The organism is Marivivens sp. LCG002, assembly GCF_030264275.1.
GTDB lineage: Bacteria > Pseudomonadota > Alphaproteobacteria > Rhodobacterales > Rhodobacteraceae > Marivivens.
Genome location: NZ_CP127165.1, coordinates 1,616,653 through 1,643,009, shown reverse-complemented (window position 1 = coordinate 1,643,009; position 26,357 = coordinate 1,616,653). Strand labels below are relative to the sequence as shown.

The following is a 26,357-nucleotide window of genomic DNA, read 5'->3' as shown; positions in this document are numbered from 1 at the left end:
TAAAGGGTCCGCCCTGACCTTGGGGGCAGGGCGGATAACTTGGCTTAGATGGCGAGATACTTGGCGCGTAAGGCCTCGTCTTCCAGCACATCCTTGGCGTCACCATCGAACACGACGGTTCCCGTATCAAGGATCACAGCGCGGTCTGCCAATTTCAAGGCCGCCACCGCGTTTTGTTCGACGATGATCGTGGTGATGCCCTGATCCCTGATGATGCCCAACGTCTTAGCAATTTCTTGCACGATAACGGGAGCGAGACCTTCGTAGGGTTCGTCAAGGAGAAGCACCTTGATATCGCGGGCCAAGGCGCGGGCGATGGCGAGCATCTGCTGTTCCCCGCCCGAAAGCGTCACGCCTTCTTGGCTGCGGCGTTCCTTGAGGCGCGGGAAGAGCTCGTAGATGCGCTCGAGCGACCAGCCGATGGGCGGGGCGATCTGGGCGAGCTTGAGGTTCTCTTCCACGGTCAGACCGGGGATGATGCGGCGATCTTCAGGCACGAGCGCGATCCCTGCCGCCGCTGCCTGATGCGACTTCATCAGGTGGAGCGGTTGGTGGTCGAGCCAGATCTCGCCATGCTTGAGCGCGGGATCATCGAGACGCGCAAGCGCGCGTAGGGTCGATGTTTTGCCCGCACCGTTGCGGCCCAGAAGGGCGAGGATCTCGCCCTCGTGGATGTCGAAGCTGACGCCCTGAACGATGTAGCTTTCGCCGTAATAGGCCTGAATATCCCAAACCGAGAGATATTTGGCGTGGGTTGCCGCGTTGTTCACGTTTCTATCAAACTTGCTCATCTGCAGCTTCCCTTAGACCTGAGCCTCGCCGAGATACGCTTCGCGCACCTTGGGATGGCCTTTGATGTTTTCCGGCGTTTCTTCAACCAGCGGTGTTCCCTGAGCGAGCACAGTGATGCGCTCGGCCAGAGAGAACACGACGTGCATGTCGTGTTCGATGATCGCCATGGTGATATCGCGCTTTTCCTTGATCTCCTTGAGAAGGTCGATCGTGTTGTTGGTATCGGCGCGCGCCATCCCTGCGGTCGGCTCGTCGAGGAGGAGCAGCTTGGGGTTCTGGACAAGGCACATGGCCATTTCCAGACGGCGTTTGTCACCACGCGACATCGAGGCCGCGTGCATGTTGCGCTTGTCGAGCATGTTGACATCGGCAAGCATCATTTCCGCCTGTTCCACGATGTCCTTTTCCTGCGCCACGGTTTCGAAGGCATGCATGCGGAATGCGCCATCACGTTTGGCAAAGCAGGGGATCATCACGTTTTCGATGACCGAAAGGTCGCCGAAAATTTCAGGGGTCTGGAACACGCGGCTGATGCCCATCTGGTTGATCTCGTGGGGTTTGCGCCCCAGCACCGACTGGCCATCGAACATGACCGAGCCGCTGTCGGGGATCAGCTTGCCCACGAGACAGTTGAGAAGCGTGGATTTGCCGGCCCCGTTCGGCCCGATGATGGCGTGCACCGTGTTCTCTTTGATCGAGAGGTTCACGTCACCCAAGGCCTGCAGACCGCCGAAGCGCTTGTTGACGCCTTTGACTTCAAGGATTCCCATTGATGTTCTCCTTATTCGGCGGGCTGTTTGGTGGCTTTGTCTTCCGACTTGCCACGGTTGCGATACCACGCTGCGATGCGCTGCCCCCCTTCGACGAGACCGCCGGGAAGGAAGATCACGATGAGCATGAACAAGACGCCAAGGGTGAGGTGCCAGCCTTCGCCGACAAAGCGGGCGAAGAACCAAACCACAACGGATTCAAGGCTATCGGGAAGGAAGCTGAACCAATCGTGAAGGATGTTCTCGTTGATCTTGGAGAAGATGTTCTCGCAGTATTTGATGAAGCCTGCGCCGATGATCGGACCGAAGAGGGTGCCGACACCGCCGAGGATGGTCATCAGAACGACTTCGCCCGATGCGGTCCACTGCATACGCTCGGCGCCTGCAAGAGGGTCCATCGCAGCCAGAAGACCACCCGCAAGACCTGCATACATGCCCGAGATCACAAAAGCGGCAAGGGTGTAGGGACGGGTGTTGAGACCGGTGTAGTTCATGCGGTTCTGGTTCGACTTGACCGCACGCAGCATCATGCCGAAAGGCGAGCGGAAGATGCGCAGCGACATGTAGAAGCCAAGAACTGCAATCACCGCACAGAAGTAGTAGCCGGCGTTGAGATCGAAGCTCCACGCGCCGAGGTCCACGGTGTAGGTCGAGTTCATCTTGAGACCGAAGAGACCCGGAACGGGGAGAGCGCCATTCATAGCAGCCCCGTCGAGCACGCGCGGATCGTCAAGCTTGATTTGAAGACCCGTCTCGCCGTTGGTGATCGGAGTGAACACCGAATAGGCCAGACGATAGGACATTTCGGCAAAGGCGAGCGTCAGGATCGAGAAGTAGATCCCCGAGCGGCGCAGAGAGATATACCCGATGACGAGAGCGAAGAGACCCGCCACGACGGTGGCAAGGATGATCGCGGGGATCACGTTCATGCTCAGAAGCTTGAACATCCAGACCGCAGCATAGGACCCCACACCTAGGAACGCGGCGTGACCGAACGACAGATACCCCGTGAGGCCAAAGAGGATGTTGAAGCCGATGGCCATCAGACCATAGATCGCAAAGCGCTGCATCAGCGCGGGATAGCCTGCGTTGAACTGGGCAAGGCCGCTATCGGTCGGGAAGGGGTTGAGGAGGAACGGTGTGAGCATCGTCAAAGCGATGACGATCCACAGGAATTTGGTATCTTTTTTGTCGAGACCGAACATGGATTAGTCCTCCATCACGCCCTTGCGACCCATAAGGCCACGCGGACGGGTAAGTAGAATGACGATGGCGACGAGGTAGATGATGATCTGGTCGATGCCGGGGATGATCGCCTTGATTTCGTTCATCGAGGCAAAGGACTGCAGAACGCCGAGCAAGAAGCCCGCAAGCACTGCGCCCGGAAGCGAGCCCATACCGCCGACGACCACCACCACGAAGGACAGCACAAGGAAGTCCATGCCCATGTGATAGTTCGGAGACAGGATCGGCGTATACATCACACCCGCAAGACCCGCGACCGCAGCCGCGATGCCGAACATGAGGGTAAAGCGCTTGTCGATGTCGATGCCGAGAAGACCCACGGTTTCGCGGTCGGCCATACCTGCACGCACAACCATCCCGAAGGTGGTGAACTGGAGGAAGGCGAAGACGGCGCCGATGATGATGAGCGAGAAGAGGAAGTAAACAAGACGCCAGTAGGGATAGATGATCACATTGGGATCAAAGCCCAGCATCACGCCGAAATCGAGCGAGCCCACATAGGCCGAAGGGGCAGGGGTCGGGATCGGGTTGGCGCCGAAGAAATACTTGATGACTTCCTGAAGCACGATCGCAAGACCGAAGGTCACGAGGATCTGGTCGGCGTGCGGACGCTTGTAGAAGTGCTTGATGAGGCCGCGCTCCATCGCATAACCGACGAACAACATGACCGGAATGGTCAGGAAGATCGCCAGTGGCACTGCCCAATCGATGATGGCCGAGCCCATTTCGGGGCCGAACCAGCTCTCGACATATGCGGTTTCAACCTTCAGCGGTTTGCCGAGGAAGTCCTTTTGGGTCTCATCGATGGTGGTGTAGCTGAGTTGCAGCAAACGCGAGAGCGATACGGCGCAAAAGGCACCGATCATGAACAACGCGCCGTGCGCAAAGTTCACCACGCCGAGCGTGCCGAAAATCAGAGTGAGGCCAAGAGCGATCAACGCGTAAGCGGATCCTTTGTCGAGGCCGTTGAGAATTTGCAGAATGATAGCGTCCATTGTCCCGCCCTGTTCTGGGAATGGCTAAACCTCCCGCAGCGCAGGAGGTGGTCGGCCGCAGATGAATGCGGCCGACGATGTAAGGTGCGATTATGCGCCCGGGTTACATGCACCCAGTTCGCCACCGGCAAACATCGGGTGGTCATCCGGATACTCGACCTGAGCACGCGGAGTGACTTCCACGATCTCGAGGGTGTCGTATTCGTTGGTCGGGTTGTCAGCGCCCTTCATGATGAGAACATCCTTGAAGCACTGGTGGTCCGAACCGCGATAGAGCGTGTTGCCGATACCCATGCCGTCGAACTCGAAGTCTTCGAGAGCTTCGACAACGCCGCAGGGGTTGAAGGTGCCTGCGCGGGTTACAGCATCTGCATAAAGGATGGTCTGGACATAGGCGGTGTGAGCCGAACCTGACGGCGGACGGCCATACTTTTCGCCGAACGACTTCACGAAGGCCTGAGTGCCGGCATCCTGAAGCTGCCAGTTCCAGTTCATCGAGCCGTAAACGCCCTGAATGTTCGAGCCAGCACCTGCTGCCATGAGTTCCGAATAGAGCGGAACGATGACTTCGAACTGCTTGCCGTTCACCATCTTGTCGCGAAGACCGAACTGAACTGCTTGGGTCAGCGAGTTCACCATGTCCCCGCCGTAGTGGTTCAGGATGAGGGTATCTGCGCCCGAGTTCAGAACAGGAGCGATATAGGACGAGAAGTCACCTGCACCAACGGGGGTGCGGACCGTCTGGACCGTTTCCCAGCCGAGAGCTTCGGTCGAAGCTTTGATCGACTCTTCCTGAGTCCAACCCCAAGTGTAGTCGGCAGTCAGGTGATAGGCGCGGCGCTCGTTGCCGTAAACGCTCGACAGAACCGGAGCCAGAGCGGCGCCCGACATGTAAGCGTTGAAGAAGTAACGGAAGCCGTTACGCTTGCGGTCCTTACCGGTCGTGTCGTTCGAGTGGGTCAGAGCGGCCATGAAGATCACGCCGGCTTCCTGACAGAGCGACTGAACAGCCACAGCCACGCCGGACGAGGAGCCGCCGGTGACCATAACAACGCCGTCTTTCTGGATCATCGACTGGGCCGAAGCACGTGCAACGTCAGACTTGGTCTGGGTGTCGCCGGTCACATATTCGACTTTCTTGCCGAGAATACCGGTGCCGTCCAGAACCTTGGACGAGAAGGTGTTCAGCATGCCGCCGTCACCGCCACCGTTGAGGTGTTCTACGGCGAGATAGTATGCGTCGAGTTCGTCGAGACCTTCCTGAGCATAGGGGCCGGTCTGGGGAACGTTGAAGCCGAGTTTCACTGTCGAGCCGGTCGGCGCGTTGGTGAATCCGGCATGGGCGTCTGCGCGAAGATAGGTCGGCAGAGTGAGGCCGGCGCCGGCAATGGCACCCGTCTTCAACACGCCGCGACGCGAGAAGTTCATTTTGGACATAAATATCCTCCCTTTGGTGAAATTCGCGCCGGATCTCCTCCATCCAGAGCGAAACGCATTTTTGCAATGCTGTAATCAGTAAGCGTCGCGACAGAAAACTTCGCAACAAAACGCTTTTACGAAACAATTTTTTTGTAAAGATTTGCACAATGCCATAGTATACATTGTAAATTGCTTTTCTTGCGCGCGCAGAAAGCCACTGGAATCACAAGGTGTTTACCGATGCCCCAAAGACAATTGACAGGCACGAGGATCAGAGAACGGCGGCTTGATCTGGGGCTTCGGCAGGCCGATCTTGCATCCAAGGCAGGAATCTCTGCCTCTTACCTCAACCTGATCGAACATAATCGGCGCAGAATCGGCGGCAAAATCCTTAATGATTTGGCGCGGGCGCTGAATGTGGACGCCTCGATGCTTTCCGAAGGCACCGAAAAAGTCGTTTTGGATCAACTTCGTTCCGCAGCGGTCGAGCAAAACGAGATCGAAGTCGAGATCGACCGCACCGAAGAATTCGCCGGACGCACCCCCGGTTGGGCGGCTCTGGTCCTTGCGCAGGCCCGCCGCATCGAAAGGCTCGAGGGGCGGGTTCAGGCCTTGACCGACCGTTTGGCCCACGATCCGCAGCTTGCGGCCTCGCTGCATGACGTGATTACGGCGGTGACGTCGATCCGCTCTACCTCGTCGATCCTTGTCGGAGAGGAGGTCATCGACCGCGATTGGCAAACGCGTTTCCATCGCAACATCTATGAAGACAGCCAACGCTTGGCCGAAAGCAGCCGCGCTTTGGTGCAATATCTCGACGCTCCGACCGAGGACGGCGGCGCGCCTCTTTCGCCGAACGAAGAGGTCGAGGCCGAGATCGAGAAGAACCCCGACCTCCTTTACACGCTTGTCTCGGGGGACAGACCCGAACTTCCACATCTGCGCAGCCGCGCGGCGCAATCCATGATGGACGGGATTTTCGATCGCTTCGCCGCGGATGTGATCAAGCTGCCGCAAGGGCTCTTTGAAAAGACCGCTCGCGAGATGGCTTATGATCCTGAAAAGCTCGCGCGGCACTTCGATGTTCAGATCGATGTCGTGCTCCGCCGTCTTGCGCTCTTGCGGGTCGAGGATGGTCATCCCGAAACCGCTTTGGCGATCTGTGACAGGGCGGGGGCCTTGACCTTTTTGCGCAATGGCGCGGCCTTCGGTCTGTCCCGCACGGGCTTTCCCTGTCCGCTTTGGCCGATCTACGAGGCGTTGACCCATCCGCTGCGCCCGCTGCGTCAGGTGGTGATGTTTCAGGGCAACGATGGACAGGAACTCCTGTGCTATGCCGTCGCAGTCCCGACCAGCCCGCCAAGTTTCGAAGCGCCTCAATTGATCGAAGGGGTGATGCTCGTCATACCGCGAAACCCCAGCGCCAAAAGGACCGAGCTGCTTGTCGGGCCGGGGTGCCGCGTCTGTCAAAGGTCGGGATGCTCGGCGCGGCGCGAGCCTTCAATTCTCTCCGAGATCGAAGAACTGCATCAGACTTTTTGACAGAGGCAATCTTCTCGGCAATAGTCGAAAAAAAGAATGCAAAGGTGTCTTGGGAGGGGCGGCCTTATGGCGAAACGGGTTCTCGTTATCGAGGATGAACCGAACATAACGGAGGCCATTAGTTTCATCCTGTCGCGTGACGGATGGACCGTGCACACGCACTCCGACGGGGAAACCGCGAACGAGCGGATCAAGGCCACGCCACCCGATCTCATTATTCTTGACGTGATGCTTCCGGGGAAAAGCGGTTTCGACATCCTGCGCGATCTTAGGGCAGAAGAGGGGACCTCCGATCTTCCGGTCCTCATGCTCACGGCACGGGGGCAGGCGCGGGACCGCGAGCTTGCCGAAAAGCTCGGTGTGACCCAGTTCATGACGAAACCCTTCTCGAACGCAGAAGTGCTTGAAAGCGTGCGCGCGCTCGCGCGGGACTGAGCCATGGCGCTCAAGCTCAAGCCGCTTCAATTTCTGGCGCGTTCAAGCTATCGCCAACGCCGCCTTCGGGATGTGGCGGGCATGTTGCCGATTATCGGGATATTGCTGCTTCAGGTGCCGCTACTCTGGCCCCGCGCCGAAGGGCAGAGCCTGACCACCTCCGCAATGATCTATGTCTTCGGCATCTGGATATTGCTCATCGCTCTGGCGCTCTATCTCTCCAAGGCGATCCGCCATGATGCGCCCGAGCTGGGTGAGGGCCAAGAGGACGTCGACTGATGTTGACCTATAACGTCCTCATCGCGGTTGCGCTTCTTTATGTGGTTTTTCTCTTCGGGATCGCCTTTTTCGCCGAAAAGCGGGCGCGGGCGGGACGTTCGGGTTGGGTCAGTAGCCCTTGGATCTATACGCTTTCCCTGTCGATCTATTGCACCGCTTGGACGTTCTATGGCGCGGTCGGCTATGCGGCGCGCTCGGGGCTGGAATATCTCACGGTCTATCTTGGGCCGACGATCGTTATGCTTGGCTGGTGGTGGATCGTGCGCAAGCTGGTCCGCATCGGCCGCAGCCAGCGCATCACCTCGATTGCCGACCTGATTTCCTCGCGTTTCGGAAAGTCGACCTCGCTGGGGGTGATCGTCACGCTGATCGCTGTGGTCGCGGCAACGCCCTATCTTGCGCTGCAACTCCAGTCGGTGACGCTGTCCTTTGCAGTTTTTGCCGAAGCGGGCGGCACCCATTGGACCCAAGCCGACCTGTCTCGGGCGGCGCTCTGGGTCGCCATCGGGCTTGTGGTCTTTACCATCGTCTTCGGCACCCGCAATCTTGATGCGAACGAGCGCCACCACGGCGTGGTCATCGCCATCGCGGTCGAAGCGGTCGTCAAGCTTTGCGCACTGATCGCCGTCGGCGTCTTTGTGGTTTGGGGCGTGGCGGGCGGTTTGGGCGAAACGCTCCAGATGATCGACGCCTCGGCCATTTCCAAATGGGAGCAACCCGCAGGGCGTTGGGTCGGGCTGACCTTTTTGGCGGGGGCGGCCTTTTTGTGCCTGCCGCGCATGTTTCAGGTGCTGGTCGTTGAAAACGTCAACGAAAACCACCTCTCGACCGCAAGTTGGGCCTTTCCGCTCTATGTGATGCTCATGAGCCTATTTGTGGTCCCGATCGCGGTGGTGGGGCTCAACCTCATGCCGAGCGGGTCCAACCCCGATCTTTTCGTCCTCACGCTGCCTCTTGCCGAAGGTTGGAATGTCCTTGCGATCTTTTCCTTCCTCGGTGGTTTCAGCTCTGCCACTTCGATGGTGATCGTGGCGACGATTGCGCTTGCGACCATGGTCTCCAACCATATCGTGGTCCCGCTCTGGCTCAGCTCGCGCGGGGCGGGGGCGGTGGTTGCGGGCGATATCCGTCTGGTCGTTCTTTTGTCGCGCCGTATCTCGATCGCGGCCGTGGTGCTTGGCGGCTATATCTATTTCCGCCTGTCGGGCGGCGGCGCTGCGCTTGCGGCCATCGGTCTGATCTCGTTTGTGGGTGTGGTGCAGGTGCTCCCCTCGCTCGTCGGCGGACTATACTGGCGCGGCGCCACCCGCTGGGGTGCTATTGCAGGGCTCGTCGTCGGCTTTTCGGTCTGGGCGTGGTGCCTTTTCCTGCCTTCCTTCGGGCAAGGCGCGATCATTCCAGTTTCCGTCTTTGAAAACGGCCCCTATGGCATCCATTGGCTGCGCCCCGAGGCGCTCTTCGGGATCGAGAAGATCGATCCGCTGCTCCATGCGCTCTTGTGGTCGATGCTGCTTAATGCTGTTGCCTTCTTTGTCGGCTCTGTCGTGACCTTCCCCGCACCCATCGAGCGGTTGCAGGGCGCGCAATTCGTGAACGTCTTCGAGCATTCGACAGGCGCACGGGCATGGACGCAAAGCGCAGCCGAGGCCGAAGACCTTCTCATCATGTCCCAGCGCATACTCGGTCCCACCGAAGCCCAACAGATCTTTGCCCGCGAGGCTACGCGGCAAGGCAAGGCAGGGTATCTGCCCGATGTGACGCCCGATTTCATCCAGACGCTGGAACGCAATCTTGCAGGCTCTGTGGGTGCGGCAACGGCGCATGCGATGATTGGACAATTCACCCAAGGCTCCAGTATTTCGGTCGAAGACCTGATCGCCGTGGCGGATGAGGCGGTCCAGATCATGGAATATTCGAACAGGCTGGAGGCAAAATCCGCCGAGCAGGAACGCACCGCGCGCCAGCTTCGCGATGCCAACGAAAAGCTGACCGCTCTTTCGATCCAGAAAGACGCCTTTCTCAGCCAGATCAGCCATGAATTGCGCACCCCTATGACCTCGATCCGCTCGTTCTCGGAAATTCTGCGCGATGGGGATGCGGACCCCGCCACAGTCGAGCGCTATTCGGGGATCATCCATGACGAGGCGCTGCGTTTGACGCGCTTGCTCGATGATCTGCTTGATCTCTCGGTGCTCGAAAACGGTCAGGTGACGCTCAACATCCAAGAAGGCTCGCTCAAGACCTTGCTCGACCGCGCAATTTCCGCGACCGAGGCGAGTGGAAGGCGGCTGTCGATCCGCCGGATCGTCGCCAACGAGAACCATCTTTTGAATACCGACCTTGATCGATTGACGCAGGTGTTCATCAACCTCATTTCGAATGCCGAGAAATACTGTGACGCCGAGGTGCCCGAGTTGAAGATCACGCTCCGCCGCATCGGGGGACGGCATGTCGTCGACTTTATCGACAACGGCAGCGGTATCGGCAAAGCAAGCCAGCGCGTCATCTTTGAGAAATTCTCGCGCTTGTCCGATCATCGCAAGGCAGGCGGCGCGGGTCTCGGACTTGCCATTTGCCGCGAGATCATGGCGCGACTGGGCGGAGAGATCGTCTATCTTCCGGGGCAGGGCGGCGCGGCATTTCGTGTCACGCTCCCCTGACATTTACCGCTGGGTAAGGGTTCGGCGCTAAGACTCGGCGCATGACCCAACTTTCCGTCAAAGAACGTATGATCAAGCGCCCTGTGCACGCTGTGCCGAAACCCGCAGGGGTATCGCCCGAACGGGCCATCCGCCTTGGGGTTTCACGCGCTTTCGAGGAAGAGTTAGGTTGGCGTATCGGCGTGATCGGGGTCGGTCTTACCATCACACCTTTCGAAGAGACCCTTGCGCAATTTGCCCCCGACTTTCTCACATATGAGCTGCGTTCCGAGGGTATTGCCGGCTTTGTCGCGATTGATGCGGATACGCGTTCGGCCATTATCGAAGTGTTGACCTGCCACAGTGCGATGGCCCGCCGCGCTTTGCCGCGCGATCTGACGGCAGTGGATGCCGCTCTTGTGCGCCCGACCTTGGAGCGGCTTCTCGGCAACCTCGCCGAACATGCTCTCGGGACGGAAATCGAAGGTTGGGTGGGGGATGTCTCGCTCGGCAGCCAGATATTGCACGAGGGGCAGCTCGAAGCGCGGCTCGCCGTTCAGGACTATCGCGTGGCGCAAGTCAGCCTTGATTTCGGGGTGGGCGAGAGGCAGGGACAGCTTGTGCTCGCCATTGCTCTGCCGCCCAAGGTGGACGCCAAGGAGCCTGACGCCGCACCGAGCGGGATCGGTGATCTACTGGCCAAGCGCCTTCGTCAGGAACCTGTCATGATCGAGGCTGTCTTGCACCGCTTTACGATGACGAATGCCGATATTTCCGCTTGGGTTGAGGGGTATGAGATTGCGCTTGATGGCGCGGACCTCGGGCGGGTGGCGATTATGGCTAAGGGGGCGGAGCGTCTTCTCGGCAATGCGCGGCTCGGCCAGATCCACGGAATGAAAGCCATTCGGCTCGAGCCTGCTGCGGCGCCTGTCCTCGGACCGCTCGGTATCGACCCCCGCAAAAGCGAAGGGCCACCGCAGGGGGTGGCCCGAACACAGAGCGAAGAGCAAGGTGATGTGATCAGCTTGCCGCAAGATCCGTAATGCGCTGGCGCAGACCCTGAAGATCATAGCCTGCACGGGCGGTTGCCTCGATGATTGCATCGACGGGCATCGACTTGGCAGAACCAAGCGACCAGACGATCGACGAGCGCGTGCCCGAAGCACAATAGGCAAGGACTGGACCGCTTGATTGCTCGATCGTGCTCATCTGCACTTTGACCATCTCGGCGTTCAGCGACTGGTGGGTCACCGGATTGAACACAAAGCGAAGTCCTGCCGCTTCAACCTCCTTGCGCATGGCGTCCGAGCCGATGTCCGAAGGCACTTCTTCGTCGGGACGGTTGCAGAGCACGGTGGTAAAGCCTGCTGCCTTGATCGCTGCAACGTCGGTCGGCAGGATCTGTGGCGAGACAGAGTAGTTCGAAGCAATATTACGAATGTCCATTTGGTCCTCAGGTCGCTGGAAGCGCGTTATCTAGCTGGTCGCGCAGGATCGGTGCAAACCACATACCTGCAAACATCGCCAAGAGGAACACTGTTCCACCGATTCCTCCATAAGAGAGTGAGGCAATCGACGGGCCCGGGCACAGACCGGCCAAGCCCCAGCCCATACCGAAGAGCGTCGAGCCGATCACGAGGTTGCGACCGATCTTGGCTTCGGGGCGGGGCGGAAAGAGACCGCCGAGCGCGGGGTTGCGCCCGATGGTAAAGCGCCAAGCGATGGCCATCGGGATGATCGCGCCGCCCATAACAAAGGCAAGCGTCGGGTCCCACTGACCGAAAACGTCGAGCCAGCCTTGCACCTTGGAGGTGTCGGTCATGCCCGAAATGAGGAGTCCGGTGCCGAAAAGCGAACCGGCGATGAAAGCAAAAAGACGACGCATCAGATCCACCCCAATGTGTGCTTGAAGACGATGACGGACAGACCGCCTGCCATGATATAGAACACCGTTGCGACAATGCCGCGCAGGCTCAGACGCGAGATACCGCAGACCCCGTGACCCGAGGTGCAGCCGTTGGCAAAGCGCGTGCCGACACCCACCAGAAGACCTGCGGCGACGATGGCCCAGAGGTTGCTGGTCAGATGTGTTTCAGGGGCGCCGAATACGATCGCGATGATCGCAGGCACCACAAATAGTCCGATGAGGAAGAAGAGGCGTTCGCTGGCCTGATCACCCTTGGCCGAGCCGTCGATCAGCCCGCCGATGATGCCGGAGGCACCCATGATGCGGCCGTTGATCAAAAGATAAACCGCACCAGCAAGTCCAATTATACCGCCTCCGATAAGGCCGTAGATCCATTCAGTCTGCATTTCAGTCTGTTCCGTTCGTTCCGTGGCGAGAAGAGGGCAGAGCCCCCGAAGTTCAAAAAGTTCTGTTTCCAGAACGGTTGCAGCCCGTTTCCTCGAACCTTTGAACGTTCACTTCAAAACCCGCTCGGCACCGCATCGGTTTTCGATGCTGGCCTTCGGCGCGTGTTTGCGTTATCCGTCGTGCAGCATAAGTGACGGAACTTGAAGTCGTATCCAAAGGTTTGATTCCTCGGTCGTCTTCTAAAATAGGCAGTGAATGAATCATTGCAAGAACGAAATATAATATTATCTTTATGCATTAAGGTAGTATCATGCACGATTTGAACGAGACAGCTAACGCTATGGATAAAGCAGCAGACGAGGCCGCAGAGGTTCTCAAAGTGCTTTCCAACCCTGCAAGGCTTAGAATTCTTTGCGCCTTGCTCCCTGGAGAGCGATGTGTAGGGGATCTCGAAGAGATGCTCGGCGCGAGCCAATCCTATGTATCGGGCCAGTTGGCACGGATGCGGTCCGAAGGGCTTGTCGCTTGCGACCGTGATGGCCGCACGATCAATTACAAGATCGCAGACCCGCGCATCGGTCCGATCCTCGAACGTCTTTACGAAGTATTTTGTCCCGACATCAAACTCGATTGACCTAGGTCATAACGTCGGGTCACTTGGCCTGTCATACTTGCACCAACCAAGAGGATTGGAAGGTGTGAGATGAAAAAGAGCCTGATTTACCACGAGTTGTTCGAGCTTCTCTCCGCGATCGAGGATGAACCCCTCAATCGTGCCCAGTTTCGGCCTGATGTCACGGATATGATCGGCAAGATGAAGTCCGAAGGCTATAACGTGCCGCTCAAACTCGGCGCCCTTGAAGAGACGCTGCGCTCTGAAGAGGAAGACTGTCTCTTCGAAAATATGCCCGTATAAGCACATATTGATCGGTTTCGACCCTATTTCACTGCTAAAGGGTTGCCCTTGGGCCCGTTAAGCGGCCAAATGCCTGAAAAGCGTTCAATTCAGGGCCGTAAGGCGCGTCAAGGCAGTGGGCATGGGTCAGCCGGTTAGTTTCAAAGTCTCTGGGCATGTTGCGGAAATCGTGCTCGATGCACCCCCCGCGAATGCGCTCAAACCTCCTGTGCGCATCGCCTTGCTCGAGGCGATCGAGCGGGTGGAGCAGGACCGCTCGCTACGGGCGCTCGTTCTGCGGGCCGAGGGCAAGATGTTCTCGGCGGGCGGTGATATCCGCGAAGCCGAGGCCGAAGCCGAACCCACTCTGCGCCAGATTTGCACGCGTTTGGAAAACCTCTCTGTGCCTGTGATCGCGGGCATTCAGGGCACTGCCCTCGGGGGCGGGGCCGAGCTTGCTCTCGCGGCGCATTTCCGGCTTTTCTCCGAAACCGCGCAGATCGGCTTTCCCGATGTGACATTGGGCCTTGTGCCTTCGGCTGGGGCGAGCCAGCGGCTCCCGCGCATCGTCGGGGCCGAGGCGAGCCTCAAGCTTCTCCTTGAAGCGCGCACCATCTCGGCGGAAACCGCACGAGAGATCAAACTCGCCAACGGGATCGTCAAAGGCGCGATGCATCAGGCCTGTATGCATCTGGCCAATATGCTGATCGAGAAAGAAGTCACAGCCATTCCCGCCAAAGATCGGCGCGAGATGATGACCGACGGCATCGGGTTCCTGAATGCGGTGAAAACCAAACGGGCCGCGGTTGAGCGCAGCCCGCTCCTTGCGCCCAAGCGGATCATCGACTGTATCGAAGCCGCGATCCTTATGCCGTTTGAGATTGCAAACGAGGTTGAGGAGGCGGCCCGAGAGGAGACCGCCAAGAGCGACCAGTCCCGTGCGCTGCGTCATATGTTCATCGCAGAGCGCCGCATCTCGCCGATGCTGTTGGGGCGCGGTGAAAACGGACGGCGTCTTCCCGGTCTTGAAGCGGGAACCGAGGTCGTAGACCGTCTGCGCCATGTTTTGCGCGCCTCGATCAATCATGCTGCGGCCCAAGGCGTGGCCTATGCCAAAATCGACGGAGCGCTCCTTAGTCTCGGATTTGCCAAAGGGCCTTTCGAGGTGGAAAAGCCTGTTCTTGCAGGCAAGGAAGTCGAAATTCTCCGCCGCAGGTTTCTGGCGGCATTGATGGCCGAAGGCGCGCGGATGGTAGAGGCGGGGCTTGTCGCGCGGGCCTCGGACATCGATGCGCTCGCGGTGCACGGCATGGGGTTCCCGCGCTGGCGCGGCGGCCCGATGAAGGCCGCGCATCTTGTGGGGCTTGTTTCCCTGCGCAACGATATGCGCAAATGGAAAGAGGAAAGCCGCATTTGGGACGTGCCGCAAATGCTTGATGAAGCAGTGAAATATTCAGGCGGCTTTGACGCGCTCTTGCGGATCGACGCCGACGCTTAGGCGAGGATCACGCCTACGATCACCATCGCAAGACCGATCATCGAGAGCATGAGCGAGCCGATGTTGACGGGCAGGATTTTGTTCAGACGCAGGCGCAGCGCTTCGTCGCCGAGGTTTTGGCGCTTGGCCTTGAGCACCATGAAAACGCTTGCGATGACGCCGACAAGCCCCAGCACCGTCACGCCCGAGCCGATCCAGACCAGATATTCCATATGTGTCCCTTTCCCTCACGTTGGCGTTGCCCTAGCGCGGCAGGGTCTCGCTTGCAATAGGCTGAGGACTTGCGGCACCCATTGCCAGTCGTTAGGGATGCAGGCAAACCCGAATTGAAGTCCTTTGTGGAGAGCAGAATGAACGACGTCACCGATACCGCAAATTCCGTCGCAGGTCAGGAACTCCGCCAGTTCATCGAGCGCTATGAGCGTCTCGAGGCCGAGAAGAAAGACATTGCCGATGCGCAAAAGGAAGTCATGGCAGAGGCCAAGGGCCGCGGCTATGACACCAAGGTGATGCGCAAGGTCATCGCGCTTCGCAAGCGCGACGCCGATGATATCGCCGAAGAAGAGGCGATTATGGACATGTATAAGGCCGCACTCGGCATGTAATCCCGCTTCGGCGTGGCCTTTACGGGCTGATGAAGGTCACGCCGGGCATTCTCTCGATACGAAAGACGTCTTCTTCGTATTGCTCGGTCAGATGGTTGACGACCTCTTCTGTCCAACCCTCAAGGTCCATTTCCTCGACAATTTCGTCTTCGATGGCATAGCGCTCCAGAAAAGCAGCAATGATGCGGCGTTTCTGGACCTCGGTCTGGGGCGGATGCGTTTTGAGGTAAGCGCCGAGCCGCGCCATCCCGTCTTCGGTCATGATGGTGGCCAAAAGGTCGAAACCGCCGCTGATCTTGGTCAGCGGGTCCACACCCGAAATCTCGCGCACGAGCTGGGCCCAGATGAGCGGGGTGTCCTCGTTGCACCAAACGGTAAGACTGGCCTGCGGGAGCACGGCGCGGATGCGCTCGACCACATGTGACCAGACAAGCTGTTCGATCTGGATACCCGACAGGAATTCGACAAAGTTTTTCGTCTTTCCCTGTTCGAAAGCCGCAGGCACAAAGGTTGCCGGATTGCGAAGCCCTAGGAACAGCTCGATATCGTCATTGGCAAAGATTTGGCCGAATGCCCCGAGTTTGGCCTCGAGTTGATCATAGAAGACGCCGTTCTCGAAAATACGGTTGGGCACACAGATAAAGGCCGAATTGCTCATCACCAGACGATTGGCGGATTCGTCGTCCAAAATCGCATCGACCAGCACGTCCCGCGTCATCGCAGAAGGGGGCGCACCGTTGAGGTTCTGGATCGTTTCGCGGATCAGTCGGCGGTATTTGCCGGGGCCGGGGATCTTGATGCCTTCGGCAGCAAAATTCTCGGTATTCTTCAGGAGCGTTTTGAGAAGACGATCCTCGTCTGTGCAGGCCGCGCCGATGTGAAGGGCAATTTGCATGTCGTCGTCCGAAATTCTTTCGTTCCTATATAAGGGCTTTTCTGGACAGGGAAACCGCTTTCGGGTATCGCACGGATTATGTCCGAGCAAAGTGGTCAGATATTCCGCCCGAGCCAACGCGCCATTCGCATCGACCCATGGTCGATGGGGGCGCTTTTCATCGCGGTTTTGGTGCTTTTACCGATCATCGCGGTGATCTGGTTTGCACTGACCCCGACCGAAAACGTCTGGGGGCATCTGATTTCGACGACTTTGCCGCGCTATCTCGCCAATACGGGTATCTTGATGTTCTCGGTCGGGCTCTTGACCTCGATGGTGGGCACGGGTGCGGCTTGGCTGATGGTGATGTATCGCTTCAAGGGACGCCGCTGGCTCCAGTGGGCGCTTTTGATGCCGCTTGCGGTGCCGGCCTATGTCGGGGCCTATGCTCTGGTCGATTTCCTTGAATACGCAGGGCCCGTGCAAACCACGCTGCGCGAGATGTTCGGCTGGGAGAATTCCCGCGATTACTGGTTCCCCGCGATCCGCAGCCATTGGGCCGCGATCCTTGTGCTCTCGGCGTCGCTTTATCCTTACGTCTATATCCTCGCACGCGCGGCTTTCCGCGAGCAAAGCGGGGCAGGGTATGAGGTCGCGCGCGCCTTGGGTGTCGGTCCGTTTGGCCGCTTTATCCGCGTCGGGCTTCCGCTCGCCCGTCCCGCAATCGCGGCAGGTGCGGCGGTCGTGATGATGGAAACCGTCAACGATTTCGGCACCGTCGATTTCTTTGCCGTCCAGACCCTGACCACAGGGATTTTCACCGTCTGGCTTCAGGGGGGCAACCTCGGCGGCGCGGCCCAGATCGCGACGCTGGTTCTGACGCTCATCGTGCTGCTTGTGACTCTTGAGAAGCTCTCGCGCCGGAGAAGTCGTTTCTATGGCTCGGCCCGTGGCGCACGGCCCGTGGTTCCGACCGAATTGAAGGGGCTGCAAAGCTGGCTTGCGGGGGCCTTGTGTTTCGTGCCGTTCTTCATGGGCTTCGTGCTGCCTGTTGCGGTGCTCTTGACCCATGCGATGGATGCGGCCGAATGGGTGGCCCCCGGTTTGCTCAAGGCGCTGTGGCATACGCTCGCCACAGGCGGGGCGGCGGCAGTCCTCACCGTGCTCGGGGGCGTGCTCATGGTTTACGGGGTGCGTTTGTCGGGCAAGGCGCTGCCGCGGCTTTTGATGCCGATCACCGCGATCGGTTATGCCTCTCCCGGCGCAGTGCTCGGGCTTGGTATCCTCATCCCGCTTGCAGCCCTTGATAACCGTATCGCCGACGGGATTCTGGCTTTGACGGGCTGGGACCCGGGCCTGATGCTGACGGGAACGGCCTTTGCCCTTGTTCTGGCCTATTGCGTGCGTTTCTTCGCCATCGCGCAAAGCTCTGCCGATGCCGCCTTTGGCCGTGTCTCGCCCAGTCTGCAAGCCGCAGCGCGCTCCTTGGGGCAGTCCGCAGGCGGCGCACTCCGCACGGTTTACGCACCCTTGATGCGGGCGTCGCTCGGCTCGACCTTGCTGCTGGTCTTTGTCGATTGCGTCAAAGAGCTTCCTGCCACGCTTTTGCTCAGACCCTTTAACTACAATACCTTGGCGACCCGAGTTCATGAGAAAGCCTCGCTCGAAAAGATCGCCGAGGCCGCGCCCGCCGCGCTTATGATCACGCTCGTGGGGCTGATTGCGGTCGCACTTCTGGCCAGAGCAAATAAGTAACTCAAAACGACTTGCAGAGCGCTCGGCTGCACGTTAAATGGCTCCCGAGTGCCCCTATAGCTCAGCTGGTAGAGCAACTGATTTGTAATCAGTGGGTCGGGAGTTCGAGTCTCTCTGGGGGCACCACTTTTCCTCCCAAGCCGATGAATGCATTGTGCCAAGACATTGTTTTGGTTCTGATCTTCCGCGTCTAACTGACTCGCCGAACCCGATCAGATGCGGTCCGTGATGGCCGTAGAGCGGCTTGCGAGCCTGAAGAAGAAGATCAGCAAAAGCATCAGGAAAAACTGGCCTGCGACATCTCCGAACAAATACCCTGCAAAGGTCAGGGGCTCGAAGGTCGAGTTGTAGAGCCAGGTCAAGCCTGTGGAATTGAGGAGCGATCCGATCGTGCCTGCGGCAAGGAGTTGTTTCCAGTTGAAGCCCAAGCCACCCTGTTTGCCATTGGTCTGGAACAGGCGTTTGCAGATCTCGACCCCGAAATGACAAGCAAAGAGCGATATGAAGATCCCGATCGAAAGGTATCCGTCATTGCTCTGACCATAGACTTCGAGCGCCCACATCACCCAGACCACAGGCGCAAGGTAGAGATAGCCCCAAAGCCCGAAGAAATAGAAGGTAAGGACGCGCACTCCGTGCGGGATGAACATCAAGCTCACATTCGAAGGGATGTTGGGGGCAAGGATATTCTCGAGCGGTGTGAAAAACCCGTTCGTCATCGAATAGGTCGCAACATAGGCAACCGTAACCGTGAGCCAGGTTGCGCCCGAGAATCCTGTCTTATGATCCCGCATCGCTGGCTTTCGTCGAAAACTTTCCGCGCAAGACGCCCTTTGGTCTGAAAAGACGTCCCGCCTCTTCAAGTGCCACCAACGCGCGGAAATAGGTCGGGCGGGGCAGGTCCTTGACGAGAGGATGCTGGCGCAGTTCAGAGCTGGAGAGGAGGCCTTGGGAGTCCTGAAGATCGACAGCCGCGAGATAAGACAGTTTCTGCGGCTCCGACAGGTCGGCAATCCCCAAATCCCGCTCCATTTCCGTGGTGAGCTTCCTCATTGCGACGAGCGCTTTCATTGCGTCGGTCATATACTCGGCCTCTTCGTCTCTTGTTTTGGGTTCGCGTTCGACACGCCTCGCGATCCCGCCCCTTATTCTTTCCCTGTGGTCGTATTGAGCGCCATGGCGATCATCAAGAACGCACGCACCAAGACCATAGCCCCCAGAACACCCATAATGTCGCCGAACAAATAGGCCCAGAAACTCAGCGTATCAAGCTGCTGCGCGTATAGGAATGTAAGGCAAAGGGAGTTGAGACAGGAGGCGAAAAGCCCTGCTGCGACAATTGGTTTCCAAGGCAGGAAACCTGCCGTTCCATTCCCGTTTCTGTCCATGAGTGCGCGGGCAATGCCGACGCCCGCATGGGTGCTTGCCAATGATACAAATCCGGTCAGGAGCAGGTAGAAATCGTTGCCGTTGCCGAAGACTTCCAGAACCCACATCAAAAAGGCGGGAGGGGTGAGATAGGCATAGCCCCAAGCGCCATAGCGATAGAACACGATCACCCTGATCCCGTGAGGAATGAAAAGAAGACTGATGTTCGGGGGGATATTCGGCGCCAGAATGGAGCGGATGGGATCGAAAAGACCTGTCGTGAACGAATGCGCGACGAGATAGGCGATTGAGATCAAAACCAGCTTTTGAAAGCTGAACGTAGTGACGTTGTTCATTCGGGTGCCATAAGTGCGGGGCGAGAGTGGATTTGGTTCAAGCGGGGCGCGCGGCTCTTTCGAAATATCTGCGCGTGGATCGTATCGTTTGCGTTTGTCGTCTTTGTGTCGGATGAGCCTATTTGCACAACGATTTCAGATAAATCAATTCTTTAGAATAACAGGCGGGATCAGATTGATATGTCTTATAAGTCCAAGACTATCCCTGGGTCCGTGGGGCACGGGGGGTGAATCGCGGAACGACTTTTTCGTTGAGGGTAAAGCCATTTATCGGCTTTACGTTGGCGCTTAAACATTATACAAATGGAATGTATTAAGGGATTTTACCATGTCAAAGAACAAACTCGACCTCGGTTCCAAGCAAATGATCATTCTGGCCATCACCACGGTCTTGATGGTGTTCGGCTTTTTGGGGATCGCGGTGAATGTCCGCACGATCATGGCGATGGAGCACCCCGGCATCGCAATCGCCATTGCCCAAATTCCCGCAGCCCTCGGGGGCCTCTGGCTTGGCCTCGAACTGATGTGGGCGGGCCGCAAAGAAGGTCTCAACAAAGACTGATCCAGAGCGCATCGCGCTCCGGACCTGTGATCTTCGGCGTGTCGGCGTAGACGGTTCCCTTTGGACTAGCGTCTGACCAACTCTCGCGCGCGACCGCTGATTGCGTCCTTGGCGAAATAGTGGCTGGGCGGGACGCCGAACTTTTCCTTGAAGCGGCGCGAGAAATTGTGGACCGAGTTGAAGCCCGACATGATTGCAACCTCGATCAAGGGCTTGTTCGTCGTGCTGAGCAGAACGCGCGCATGGTCAAGGCGTAGCTCGCGATAAAAGCTATAGGGCGAAAGCCCGAGGTTTTCCTTGAACACCCGTTCGATATGGCGGCGGGAATATCCCGTCAGATCGACCAGTTGATCGATTGTCAGAAGGTCTTCGAGATTGTCCTGCATGTATTTCACGACCTGAAGAAGAAGGATCGGATGGCGCGAGCCGAGCACATTCGACAGCGAACTGCGTTGATCATCCGAGGCGGCCTGTGATGGCTGCCGCAGGCACATCTCCGCGACCGAAAAGGCAAAGGCCTTGCCGTAGTGGCTTGAGATCAACTCGACCATCATATCGATCGAAGCAGCCCCGCCGCCACAGGTCATGACGCGGCGATCAATTTCGAAACGATGCCGCGTCGGGGCGAGGTTTTCGAAATTGCATTTGAACTCGGATTGGTTCTCCCAGTGCAGCGTAAAATTGCGGCCCGTCAGGATACCCGCCTTGGCAAGGGCAAAGGCGCCCGTGCAGATGCCGCCCACAGTCCCGCCGTGCCGATAGTGGCGGTTGACCAAAGCGACATGCGCGGGTGTGATATTGCGCGATGCCGAATTGCCGGCGCAGATCAAGACGGTTGCATGAGAGGGGATGTTCGAACAATCCCCGTCGACCGCAATCGACAGTCCCGCCGAACTTGTCACGGGCTCACCGTCGGCCGAGCGGACCTCCCAGCGATAGAGCGGTTTTTGCGCGAGCTGGTTGGCAATCCGCAGCGGCTCGATGGCAGAGCTGAAAGCCAGAAGGGTGAAATTGGAGGCAAGGCAAAAGACCAAGTCCTGAGTTTCCCGTTTTTCAAGAACAGGCACATATTCGACGCCGAAGGGGATGATGGAGCGGATCTCGTTCATGGGAAAATTATGCTTTACGCTTCAGGGATATATTCATCGCTGAGGGGGGTGACGGAGGAGGGGCCGTGAACAGGGATCTGGTCGAGGCGGCGCATAACCTGCGCTGTGGTCGTTTGCGCACCGTGCTTCAGGTGATCGTGCCCTCGGCCCGCGTCGGCATTGTGATTGCGGCTCTTTTTGCCTTTATCCTCTCGTTCGGTGACTTCGTGAGCCCGCTCTATCTTGGCGGCGGCAACCCACCGACGCTTTCCATCATGGTCACCGACATCACCAAATCGGGCCAGCAGTGGCCGCGTGCCTCCGTCGTGGCGCTGATGATGATCTCGACCCTGCTTGTGATCGCTTTTGCGGCCATCAAATTTGCCTATCGGGAGCGCGGAAAATGAAAACGAACAAGAACCCACTGATCGAGACGTCGCTGCGGCTCCGTCTCTTCGCCTGCATCGCCTTTATCTTTCTTCCGATCCTCGGCGCTTTGCTTTCTCTCTCAATTCCGATCGCTTCCCGTCGATCCCGCTCGGGGCCTTTTCGACCGAATGGTATCGTCTGATTTGGGAGGACCCCTTTGTCTGGGTCGGCTTTTTCAACACGGTCAAAGTCGGGCTCGTCGTTGCGCTTATCGCGACGATCCTCGGGTTCGGCGGGGCCTATACCGACTACCGCTTCCGCTTTTTCGGCAAGAACGTCTATCTCGCGCTTGCGCTGTTGCCGCCCACGATTCCCGTGGTGATCATGGGGCTTGCGATGCTTGCCTTTCTCTCGCGCGTCAATCTTTCGGGCCATGCGGTGTCGGTCATCATCGCCCATGGCGTGATGTGCAGCCCCTTTGCCATGGCGATCATCCGGCTACGTCTGTCGCAGATGGACCCCGATCTCGAGGCCGCCTCCTGGAACCTCGGGGGGAGCGAATGGGCGACCCTGCGGCATGTGATCATTCCCTTTTGCCGCCCCGCGCTTCTTGCTGCGCTCTTCATCACGATGGCCGTCTCGTTCGATGAATTCGCCGTGGCGTGGTTTGTCTCGGGGCTCAATGAAACGCTGCCCGTCAAGATTTTGGGCTTCCTGCAAGGACAGGTCAGCCCGCGGATCAATGCCATCGGCTCGCTCGCGTTCCTGAGCTCCATCATCCTCATTATTTTTGCGCAAATGCTGATGCGTAATCCGACAAGGACTTCGAAATGATCATGACAAGCACAATCACATCAGACACGATCGTCAAATTTGACTGCGTTATCAAAAAGTTCGGAGCCTTTGTTGCCGTCGAGGAGACCAGTTTCGACATCCGCCGCGGAGAGTTCCTTGCGATCATGGGATCTTCGAGATGCGGAAAAACGACCATGCTGCGCATGCTGGCGGGGCTAGAGGACCCGACCGAAGGCAACATCTATCTCGATGGAGAGCGCGTCAACGGCAAGGCCACATGGGACCGCGATACCCCGATGGTCTGGCAGAGCCTTGCGCTCTTTCCGTTTCTCACCGTTCAAGAGAACGTCGAATTCAGTCTCAAGATGCGCGGCGTCGGCAAGAAAGAGAGGGCGGAGCGGGCGCGCACATGGCTCGAAAAGATGCAGATCCTCGAATTCGCCGACCGCAACGTCTCGCAGCTTTCGGGCGGTCAGAGACAGCGTGTGGCCTTGGCCCGCGCGCTTGTGACCGAGCCGAAAATCCTCCTCCTTGACGAGCCGCTATCGGCGCTTGATGCCCATCTCAAGGTGCGGATGCAGGCGGTTCTGTCCAATCTCCAGAAAGACCTCGGCATCACTTTCGTCTACGTGACCCATTCCATGTCCGAGGCTTTTTCGATGGCCGACCGTGTGATCATCATGAGCCGCGGCAAGGTCGAACAGATCGGCACGCCGCAGGAAATCTATCACAAGCCCAAGAACACATTCGTGGCCGAGTTCCTCGGCTCTGCGAATATCTTCAACGGCCGCCTGAGCGATATTGCGGGCAACAATTGGACCGTCGACACCGATTACGGAAGCTACATCGTTCATCCCGAAGGCGACGATGCCAAGAAAACGGGTGATGCGCTGTCCTTTATCGTCAGCGCGGAAAACATTCGGATCGGCGATGCGTCATCGAGCACGGGCGGGATCATTGCCCGCGCCATCGGCGAAGAATTCGTCGGTGCCAGTGCGACGGTCTATTTCGAAACCGCCAACGGCCAAGAGATCAAAGTGCAAAAGAGCCATCACGAGCTTGCCGCTTTGAACTTTGCCACGGGCAAAGACTATGCTCTCACATGGGACAGCGCGGCCTGTTACGTTCTGCCCCAGAGTTGAGTTGCCAAATGCAAAGAGCGCCATTTACCCGCGCTTTTTGCACTAGTCGGCACAGATCGCAAAGAGACCCGCACGCGAGGTGATGCCGAGCTTGGCATAGGCGCGCTTGCGATAGGTCACGACGCTTGAGGGCGCAACGCCGAGATCGGCGGCAATCACTTCGGCTTTATGTCCCGACAGGATCCCGAGGCAGACCGCTTTTTCCCGCTCGCTCAGCACATTGAGCGGGGCGGGCGTTGCGCTTGCGTGCGCCGTTTCGAAATGCAGAAGCGCAAGCCGCGACGCGAGTTTCGCCAGACGGGGATCACAGGGGGTGGCCGTGCCCTCTGATGCGTAGAAGCTGACAAAAAGGCGATGGCGGGTCCCGACCGCGATCACGGTCGTTTTTGCCCGAAGACCCGGGCTTTCAAAGAATTTGGCGCGATAGGCCTCGTCCATTTCTGCGCCGTCAACTTCGACCACATTAAGTGTCTGGGGCAGGGCTTTCTCGAGAAGCGGCAAAAGCGGATCACGCAGATACCAGCCATCGAGATATTCGCTTGCCAAGGTGCCTGCGAGGACGGCGTTCGAATAATGATAGGACAACAGACAGCGCATCCTGTCCGATCCGAGATCGAACACCATGAGCTGGTCCACTCCGGGCGCTGCGCTGAAATCGACAAAGCGTTGGGCGAACCCATCGGTGCCAAGCGCGGCGAGGCACGCGTCGATCTTTTCCATCTGTTCCGTCATTCGCAGAAGCTAGCATGTCCCCCCTCAAAGAGGACAGACCCAGGTCGCCGATCTTTGCTATCAAAACCCAAATCAGAGGGAGGTATGGCATGAGACCGGCAGGACGCAGCGAGACGGACTCGCTCTATTTCACCTATCCGCATTTCGAGCCGCCGCAAGAGCGTGCCCATCTTGGGGATCGCGCACCTGTAGCAATTGTCGGGGCGGGCCCCATCGGGATGACCGCCGCGCTTACACTGGCCCGTCACGGCGTGGCCTCGGTTGTTTTTGAAAGCAAAGCGACCTTCAACGACGGCAGTCGTGCGATCTGCATCGCCCGTCCGAGTTTCCATATTCTCGAACGGATCGGCGCGGTCGATCCGTTTCTGGACAAGGCGCTCGGCTGGACCACGGGGCGGAGTTTCTATCGCGGCACTCAAATTCTCGAATTCGAGATGCCCGACAGCGCCGACGAAAAATACCGTCCGATGTATAATCTCCAACAGCAGTTCATCGAACAGTTCCTCTGGCAGGCCATCGCCGCCGAGCCCCTGATCGAATTGCGCTGGCACAGCACGGTGACGGGCATCGAGGATATTGCGGGCGGCATCATGCTCGAAGTGCAGGATCCGTGCGGTGCCTATACTATGCCCGCCGAATATGTCCTTGCCGCCGATGGGGCGCGCAGCCCGCTTCGCAAGATGCGGGGGCAGAGGCTCCACGGCGAAAACTACGAGGGCAAATATGTGATCGCGGACGTGCAAATGCCCCATGATTATCCCACGATCCGCCGCGCGCTCTTCGACCCGGAGTGCCGTCGGGGCGGCACGGTTCTGGTGCACAAACAGCCCGATGACATCTGGCGGATCGACTATCAGCTTGCCGATGATGAATCCGAGGCCGAGGCGACCACCGAAGAGAACGTTCGTGCCTCGGTCGCCGCTGTTCTGGCCGATCTCGACTATCACGGGCCATGGGAGCTTGAGTGGTGGAGCATCTACTCCGCCAATACGCTGGCACTCGATGACTATCGCGACGGGCGGCTCTTCTTCATCGGAGACAGCGCCCACATCGTGCCGATATTCGGGGTGCGCGGGTTGAACAACGGTTTGGCGGATGCGGAAAACATCGGTTGGAAACTTGGCCATGTGCTGACGGGGCGGGCGGAGCCAGTGCTTCTCGACAGCTATTCGCCCGAGCGGCGCGGCGCGACTTTGGACGTTTTTGCCAATGCGTCGAAGTCGGCGCGCTTCATGACCCCGCCGACACGGGGGTGGCGCTTGATGCGGGACGCGGCCTTGAACCTTGCCCTAAGCCATAGTTTCGCAGGGGCCTTGGCCAATCCGCGCCAGATGACGCCCTATACCTATGCCGACAGCCCCATCGTCGCCGCCGATGACCAAACCTTTGGCCAAGGAAGCCCCGTTGCGGGTGCTGCGCTTCCGAATGCAAGGCTGGGTGAGGGGTTTCTGTCCGATCAACTGGGGCAGGGGTATACGCTCATGACATTTGATGCGGCGTTGCGTGTCGATCTGCCCGATCTTGTGACGCTTCATCTTGCGCTGGATACCCCTGCGGCAAGGATGCTCTGCGCTGGACCCAAGACCGCCTATCTCGTGCGGCCCGATGGCCATATCGCTGCGCGCTGGCATGACGCCGCGCCCGATCAGGTTCTGGCCGCTTACCACAATTCCCAAGGGAGACCCGCGTAATGACACCGCAAGACGTCGAAGCCATTTATGAAGCTCTCGCCCGCAAGATAGACGCAATCGCTCCCGACCAGACCGAGCCGTTCCTCGCCAAACTGGCGCTCCTGCTGGCCTATGACTGCGCGGATGTTGCGCGGGTTCAAAGGCGCATCGACGAAGCCGCGCTCAACCTCGATCATCCCTAGGCTGTCGGCCCTTGC

At 58.5% G+C, this 26,357-nt stretch carries 29 protein-coding genes, 1 tRNA gene and 2 pseudogenes; 17 read left to right on the top strand and 15 right to left on the bottom strand.

The genetic code is table 11. The features are described 5' to 3' along the window. Positions 1-44: 44 nt before the first annotated feature. The 5 genes from QQG91_RS08165 to QQG91_RS08145 form a co-directional block, all read right to left on the bottom strand. Positions 45-791, bottom strand: coding sequence for an ABC transporter ATP-binding protein (locus QQG91_RS08165; protein ID WP_285769732.1), 747 nt, complete (start codon positions 789-791; stop codon positions 45-47). Between the two features lie 12 nt (positions 792-803). Next, a complete protein-coding gene (locus QQG91_RS08160) occupies positions 804-1,562 on the bottom strand; it encodes an ABC transporter ATP-binding protein (protein WP_285769731.1) in 759 nt (252 codons plus the stop codon). Positions 1,563-1,573: 11 nt separating this feature from the next. Beyond that, complete coding sequence (locus QQG91_RS08155) at positions 1,574-2,767, bottom strand: branched-chain amino acid ABC transporter permease (RefSeq protein ID WP_285769730.1); 1,194 nt, start codon at positions 2,765-2,767, stop codon at positions 1,574-1,576. A gap of 3 nt (positions 2,768-2,770) precedes the next feature. After that, positions 2,771-3,802: a branched-chain amino acid ABC transporter permease gene (locus QQG91_RS08150; protein WP_285769729.1), complete on the bottom strand. Its 1,032-nt coding sequence runs from the start codon at positions 3,800-3,802 to the stop codon at positions 2,771-2,773. 90 nt (positions 3,803-3,892) lie between these two features. After that, positions 3,893-5,239, bottom strand: a complete 1,347-nt coding sequence (locus QQG91_RS08145) for a substrate-binding protein (RefSeq protein WP_285769728.1) — start codon at positions 5,237-5,239, stop codon at positions 3,893-3,895. Between the two features lie 222 nt (positions 5,240-5,461). Here QQG91_RS08145 and QQG91_RS08140 point away from each other — a divergent pair, with 222 nt between their 5' ends. The 5 genes from QQG91_RS08140 (at position 5,462) to QQG91_RS08120 (ending at position 11,159) form a co-directional block, all read left to right on the top strand. Then, positions 5,462-6,763 carry a helix-turn-helix transcriptional regulator gene (locus tag QQG91_RS08140; RefSeq protein WP_285769727.1) on the top strand — a complete coding sequence of 434 codons (1,302 nt, stop codon included), beginning with the start codon at positions 5,462-5,464 and terminating at the stop codon, positions 6,761-6,763. Between the two features lie 66 nt (positions 6,764-6,829). Next, on the top strand, positions 6,830-7,198 hold the full coding sequence (locus QQG91_RS08135; RefSeq protein ID WP_285769726.1) for a response regulator transcription factor: 369 nt from the start codon (positions 6,830-6,832) through the stop codon (positions 7,196-7,198). Between the two features lie 3 nt (positions 7,199-7,201). Beyond that, positions 7,202-7,477 (top strand): hypothetical protein, encoded by a 276-nt coding sequence (locus QQG91_RS08130; RefSeq protein ID WP_285769725.1) that lies wholly within the window; start codon positions 7,202-7,204, stop codon positions 7,475-7,477. Beyond that, positions 7,477-10,137: a sensor histidine kinase gene (locus tag QQG91_RS08125; RefSeq protein ID WP_285769724.1), complete on the top strand. Its 2,661-nt coding sequence runs from the start codon at positions 7,477-7,479 to the stop codon at positions 10,135-10,137. Before QQG91_RS08130 ends, QQG91_RS08125 begins: the two co-directional genes overlap by 1 nt. 41 nt (positions 10,138-10,178) lie before the next feature. Then, complete coding sequence (locus QQG91_RS08120) at positions 10,179-11,159, top strand: flagellar motor switch protein FliM (RefSeq protein ID WP_285769723.1); 981 nt, start codon at positions 10,179-10,181, stop codon at positions 11,157-11,159. On the opposite strand, the gene QQG91_RS08115 is transcribed toward QQG91_RS08120, so the two are convergent. The 3 genes from QQG91_RS08115 to QQG91_RS08105 are packed head-to-tail and all read right to left on the bottom strand — an operon-like array spanning position 11,137 to position 12,429. After that, positions 11,137-11,562 carry a protein tyrosine phosphatase family protein gene (locus QQG91_RS08115; protein ID WP_285769722.1) on the bottom strand — a complete coding sequence of 142 codons (426 nt, stop codon included), beginning with the start codon at positions 11,560-11,562 and terminating at the stop codon, positions 11,137-11,139. The two genes, QQG91_RS08120 and QQG91_RS08115, sit on opposite strands and share 23 nt — an antisense overlap. Positions 11,563-11,569: 7 nt before the next feature. Next, positions 11,570-12,001, bottom strand: coding sequence for a DUF6691 family protein (locus QQG91_RS08110; protein ID WP_285769721.1), 432 nt, complete (start codon positions 11,999-12,001; stop codon positions 11,570-11,572). Then, on the bottom strand, positions 12,001-12,429 hold the full coding sequence (locus tag QQG91_RS08105; protein ID WP_285769720.1) for a YeeE/YedE family protein: 429 nt from the start codon (positions 12,427-12,429) through the stop codon (positions 12,001-12,003). The genes QQG91_RS08110 and QQG91_RS08105 overlap by 1 nt, the downstream gene beginning before the upstream one ends. 341 nt (positions 12,430-12,770) lie before the next feature. Between QQG91_RS08105 and QQG91_RS08100 the strand changes: the two genes are divergently transcribed. The 3 genes from QQG91_RS08100 to QQG91_RS08090 all read left to right on the top strand — a co-directional run bounded on the left by QQG91_RS08100 (position 12,771) and on the right by QQG91_RS08090 (position 14,823). Next, positions 12,771-13,064, top strand: a complete 294-nt coding sequence (locus QQG91_RS08100; RefSeq protein WP_285769719.1) for an ArsR/SmtB family transcription factor — start codon at positions 12,771-12,773, stop codon at positions 13,062-13,064. A 69-nt stretch (positions 13,065-13,133) separates the two neighbouring features. After that, on the top strand, positions 13,134-13,346 hold the full coding sequence (locus QQG91_RS08095; protein ID WP_285769718.1) for a hypothetical protein: 213 nt from the start codon (positions 13,134-13,136) through the stop codon (positions 13,344-13,346). 121 nt (positions 13,347-13,467) lie between these two features. After that, entirely contained in the window at positions 13,468-14,823 is a 1,356-nt protein-coding gene (locus QQG91_RS08090; protein WP_285769717.1) for an enoyl-CoA hydratase-related protein, read from the top strand. Here the strand turns inward: QQG91_RS08090 and QQG91_RS08085 are convergent. Then, positions 14,820-15,035, bottom strand: a complete 216-nt coding sequence (locus tag QQG91_RS08085) for a hypothetical protein (RefSeq protein ID WP_285769716.1) — start codon at positions 15,033-15,035, stop codon at positions 14,820-14,822. The two genes, QQG91_RS08090 and QQG91_RS08085, sit on opposite strands and share 4 nt — an antisense overlap. Before the next feature lie 138 nt (positions 15,036-15,173). Between QQG91_RS08085 and QQG91_RS08080 the strand changes: the two genes are divergently transcribed. Beyond that, a complete protein-coding gene (locus tag QQG91_RS08080) occupies positions 15,174-15,428 on the top strand; it encodes a DUF2312 domain-containing protein (RefSeq protein WP_285769715.1) in 255 nt (84 codons plus the stop codon). A gap of 19 nt (positions 15,429-15,447) precedes the next feature. Here the strand turns inward: QQG91_RS08080 and QQG91_RS08075 are convergent, their stop codons facing one another. After that, positions 15,448-16,323 carry a hypothetical protein gene (locus QQG91_RS08075; protein ID WP_285769714.1) on the bottom strand — a complete coding sequence of 292 codons (876 nt, stop codon included), beginning with the start codon at positions 16,321-16,323 and terminating at the stop codon, positions 15,448-15,450. 78 nt (positions 16,324-16,401) lie between these two features. Between QQG91_RS08075 and QQG91_RS08070 the strand changes: the two genes are divergently transcribed. Together QQG91_RS08070 and QQG91_RS08065 are read left to right on the top strand one after the other, a co-directional pair. Next, the gene (locus QQG91_RS08070; RefSeq protein ID WP_285769713.1) at positions 16,402-18,057 is read left to right on the top strand and encodes an ABC transporter permease; all 1,656 of its coding nucleotides are present in this window, start codon (positions 16,402-16,404) and stop codon (positions 18,055-18,057) included. A gap of 50 nt (positions 18,058-18,107) precedes the next feature. Beyond that, positions 18,108-18,183 (top strand) — tRNA-Thr (locus QQG91_RS08065). Between the two features lie 86 nt (positions 18,184-18,269). Here the strand turns inward: QQG91_RS08065 and QQG91_RS08060 are convergent. From QQG91_RS08060 to QQG91_RS08050, 3 genes are all read right to left on the bottom strand, one after another. Next, positions 18,270-18,851 carry a hypothetical protein gene (locus QQG91_RS08060; protein ID WP_285769712.1) on the bottom strand — a complete coding sequence of 194 codons (582 nt, stop codon included), beginning with the start codon at positions 18,849-18,851 and terminating at the stop codon, positions 18,270-18,272. After that, complete coding sequence (locus QQG91_RS08055; protein ID WP_285769711.1) at positions 18,838-19,140, bottom strand: hypothetical protein; 303 nt, start codon at positions 19,138-19,140, stop codon at positions 18,838-18,840. Before QQG91_RS08055 ends, QQG91_RS08060 begins: the two co-directional genes overlap by 14 nt. A gap of 62 nt (positions 19,141-19,202) precedes the next feature. Beyond that, entirely contained in the window at positions 19,203-19,781 is a 579-nt protein-coding gene (locus QQG91_RS08050) for a hypothetical protein (protein ID WP_285769710.1), read from the bottom strand. 328 nt (positions 19,782-20,109) lie between these two features. Between QQG91_RS08050 and QQG91_RS08045 the strand changes: the two genes are divergently transcribed. Beyond that, on the top strand, positions 20,110-20,343 hold the full coding sequence (locus QQG91_RS08045; protein ID WP_285769709.1) for a hypothetical protein: 234 nt from the start codon (positions 20,110-20,112) through the stop codon (positions 20,341-20,343). Between the two features lie 65 nt (positions 20,344-20,408). Here QQG91_RS08045 and QQG91_RS08040 read toward each other — a convergent pair whose 3' ends face one another. Next, entirely contained in the window at positions 20,409-21,452 is a 1,044-nt protein-coding gene (locus QQG91_RS08040) for a GlxA family transcriptional regulator (RefSeq protein ID WP_285769708.1), read from the bottom strand. 65 nt (positions 21,453-21,517) lie between these two features. Here QQG91_RS08040 and QQG91_RS08035 point away from each other — a divergent pair. From QQG91_RS08035 to QQG91_RS08025, 3 genes and pseudogenes are all read left to right on the top strand, one after another. Continuing rightward, a pseudogene (locus QQG91_RS08035) lies at positions 21,518-21,838 on the top strand (ABC transporter permease subunit); the annotation flags it as partial. After that, a pseudogene (locus QQG91_RS08030) lies at positions 21,835-22,634 on the top strand (ABC transporter permease). The pseudogenes QQG91_RS08035 and QQG91_RS08030, both read left to right, overlap by 4 nt. Then, the gene (locus tag QQG91_RS08025) at positions 22,631-23,737 is read left to right on the top strand and encodes an ABC transporter ATP-binding protein (RefSeq protein ID WP_285769707.1); all 1,107 of its coding nucleotides are present in this window, start codon (positions 22,631-22,633) and stop codon (positions 23,735-23,737) included. The pseudogene QQG91_RS08030 and the gene QQG91_RS08025 overlap by 4 nt, the downstream one beginning before the upstream one ends. Before the next feature lie 42 nt (positions 23,738-23,779). Here QQG91_RS08025 and QQG91_RS08020 read toward each other — a convergent pair whose 3' ends face one another. After that, positions 23,780-24,457, bottom strand: coding sequence for a helix-turn-helix transcriptional regulator (locus QQG91_RS08020; protein WP_285769706.1), 678 nt, complete (start codon positions 24,455-24,457; stop codon positions 23,780-23,782). 101 nt (positions 24,458-24,558) lie between these two features. Here QQG91_RS08020 and QQG91_RS08015 point away from each other — a divergent pair, with 101 nt between their 5' ends. Continuing rightward, the gene (locus QQG91_RS08015; protein WP_285769705.1) at positions 24,559-26,160 is read left to right on the top strand and encodes an FAD-dependent monooxygenase; all 1,602 of its coding nucleotides are present in this window, start codon (positions 24,559-24,561) and stop codon (positions 26,158-26,160) included. Continuing rightward, positions 26,160-26,342, top strand: coding sequence for a hypothetical protein (locus QQG91_RS08010; protein ID WP_285769704.1), 183 nt, complete (start codon positions 26,160-26,162; stop codon positions 26,340-26,342). The genes QQG91_RS08015 and QQG91_RS08010 overlap by 1 nt, the downstream gene beginning before the upstream one ends. Positions 26,343-26,357: the final 15 nt, after the last annotated feature.

Coding starts and splice junctions, on each gene's coding strand:
- QQG91_RS08140 (WP_285769727.1), top strand. CDS start 5,462: ATGCCCCAAAGACAATTGACAGGCACGAGGATCAGAGAACGGCGGCTT.
- QQG91_RS08050 (WP_285769710.1), bottom strand. CDS start 19,781: ATGAACAACGTCACTACGTTCAGCTTTCAAAAGCTGGTTTTGATCTCA.
- QQG91_RS08090 (WP_285769717.1), top strand. CDS start 13,468: ATGGGTCAGCCGGTTAGTTTCAAAGTCTCTGGGCATGTTGCGGAAATC.
- QQG91_RS08145 (WP_285769728.1), bottom strand. CDS start 5,239: ATGTCCAAAATGAACTTCTCGCGTCGCGGCGTGTTGAAGACGGGTGCC.
- QQG91_RS08045 (WP_285769709.1), top strand. CDS start 20,110: ATGTCAAAGAACAAACTCGACCTCGGTTCCAAGCAAATGATCATTCTG.
- QQG91_RS08135 (WP_285769726.1), top strand. CDS start 6,830: ATGGCGAAACGGGTTCTCGTTATCGAGGATGAACCGAACATAACGGAG.
- QQG91_RS08015 (WP_285769705.1), top strand. CDS start 24,559: ATGAGACCGGCAGGACGCAGCGAGACGGACTCGCTCTATTTCACCTAT.
- QQG91_RS08105 (WP_285769720.1), bottom strand. CDS start 12,429: ATGCAGACTGAATGGATCTACGGCCTTATCGGAGGCGGTATAATTGGA.
- QQG91_RS08040 (WP_285769708.1), bottom strand. CDS start 21,452: ATGAACGAGATCCGCTCCATCATCCCCTTCGGCGTCGAATATGTGCCT.
- QQG91_RS08020 (WP_285769706.1), bottom strand. CDS start 24,457: ATGGAAAAGATCGACGCGTGCCTCGCCGCGCTTGGCACCGATGGGTTC.
- QQG91_RS08115 (WP_285769722.1), bottom strand. CDS start 11,562: ATGGACATTCGTAATATTGCTTCGAACTACTCTGTCTCGCCACAGATC.
- QQG91_RS08095 (WP_285769718.1), top strand. CDS start 13,134: ATGAAAAAGAGCCTGATTTACCACGAGTTGTTCGAGCTTCTCTCCGCG.
- QQG91_RS08025 (WP_285769707.1), top strand. CDS start 22,631: ATGATCATGACAAGCACAATCACATCAGACACGATCGTCAAATTTGAC.
- QQG91_RS08130 (WP_285769725.1), top strand. CDS start 7,202: ATGGCGCTCAAGCTCAAGCCGCTTCAATTTCTGGCGCGTTCAAGCTAT.
- QQG91_RS08010 (WP_285769704.1), top strand. CDS start 26,160: ATGACACCGCAAGACGTCGAAGCCATTTATGAAGCTCTCGCCCGCAAG.
- QQG91_RS08100 (WP_285769719.1), top strand. CDS start 12,771: ATGGATAAAGCAGCAGACGAGGCCGCAGAGGTTCTCAAAGTGCTTTCC.
- QQG91_RS08085 (WP_285769716.1), bottom strand. CDS start 15,035: ATGGAATATCTGGTCTGGATCGGCTCGGGCGTGACGGTGCTGGGGCTT.
- QQG91_RS08165 (WP_285769732.1), bottom strand. CDS start 791: ATGAGCAAGTTTGATAGAAACGTGAACAACGCGGCAACCCACGCCAAA.
- QQG91_RS08150 (WP_285769729.1), bottom strand. CDS start 3,802: ATGGACGCTATCATTCTGCAAATTCTCAACGGCCTCGACAAAGGATCC.
- QQG91_RS08120 (WP_285769723.1), top strand. CDS start 10,179: ATGACCCAACTTTCCGTCAAAGAACGTATGATCAAGCGCCCTGTGCAC.
- QQG91_RS08060 (WP_285769712.1), bottom strand. CDS start 18,851: ATGCGGGATCATAAGACAGGATTCTCGGGCGCAACCTGGCTCACGGTT.
- QQG91_RS08125 (WP_285769724.1), top strand. CDS start 7,477: ATGTTGACCTATAACGTCCTCATCGCGGTTGCGCTTCTTTATGTGGTT.
- QQG91_RS08055 (WP_285769711.1), bottom strand. CDS start 19,140: ATGACCGACGCAATGAAAGCGCTCGTCGCAATGAGGAAGCTCACCACG.
- QQG91_RS08080 (WP_285769715.1), top strand. CDS start 15,174: ATGAACGACGTCACCGATACCGCAAATTCCGTCGCAGGTCAGGAACTC.
- QQG91_RS08075 (WP_285769714.1), bottom strand. CDS start 16,323: ATGCAAATTGCCCTTCACATCGGCGCGGCCTGCACAGACGAGGATCGT.
- QQG91_RS08070 (WP_285769713.1), top strand. CDS start 16,402: ATGTCCGAGCAAAGTGGTCAGATATTCCGCCCGAGCCAACGCGCCATT.
- QQG91_RS08155 (WP_285769730.1), bottom strand. CDS start 2,767: ATGTTCGGTCTCGACAAAAAAGATACCAAATTCCTGTGGATCGTCATC.
- QQG91_RS08160 (WP_285769731.1), bottom strand. CDS start 1,562: ATGGGAATCCTTGAAGTCAAAGGCGTCAACAAGCGCTTCGGCGGTCTG.
- QQG91_RS08110 (WP_285769721.1), bottom strand. CDS start 12,001: ATGCGTCGTCTTTTTGCTTTCATCGCCGGTTCGCTTTTCGGCACCGGA.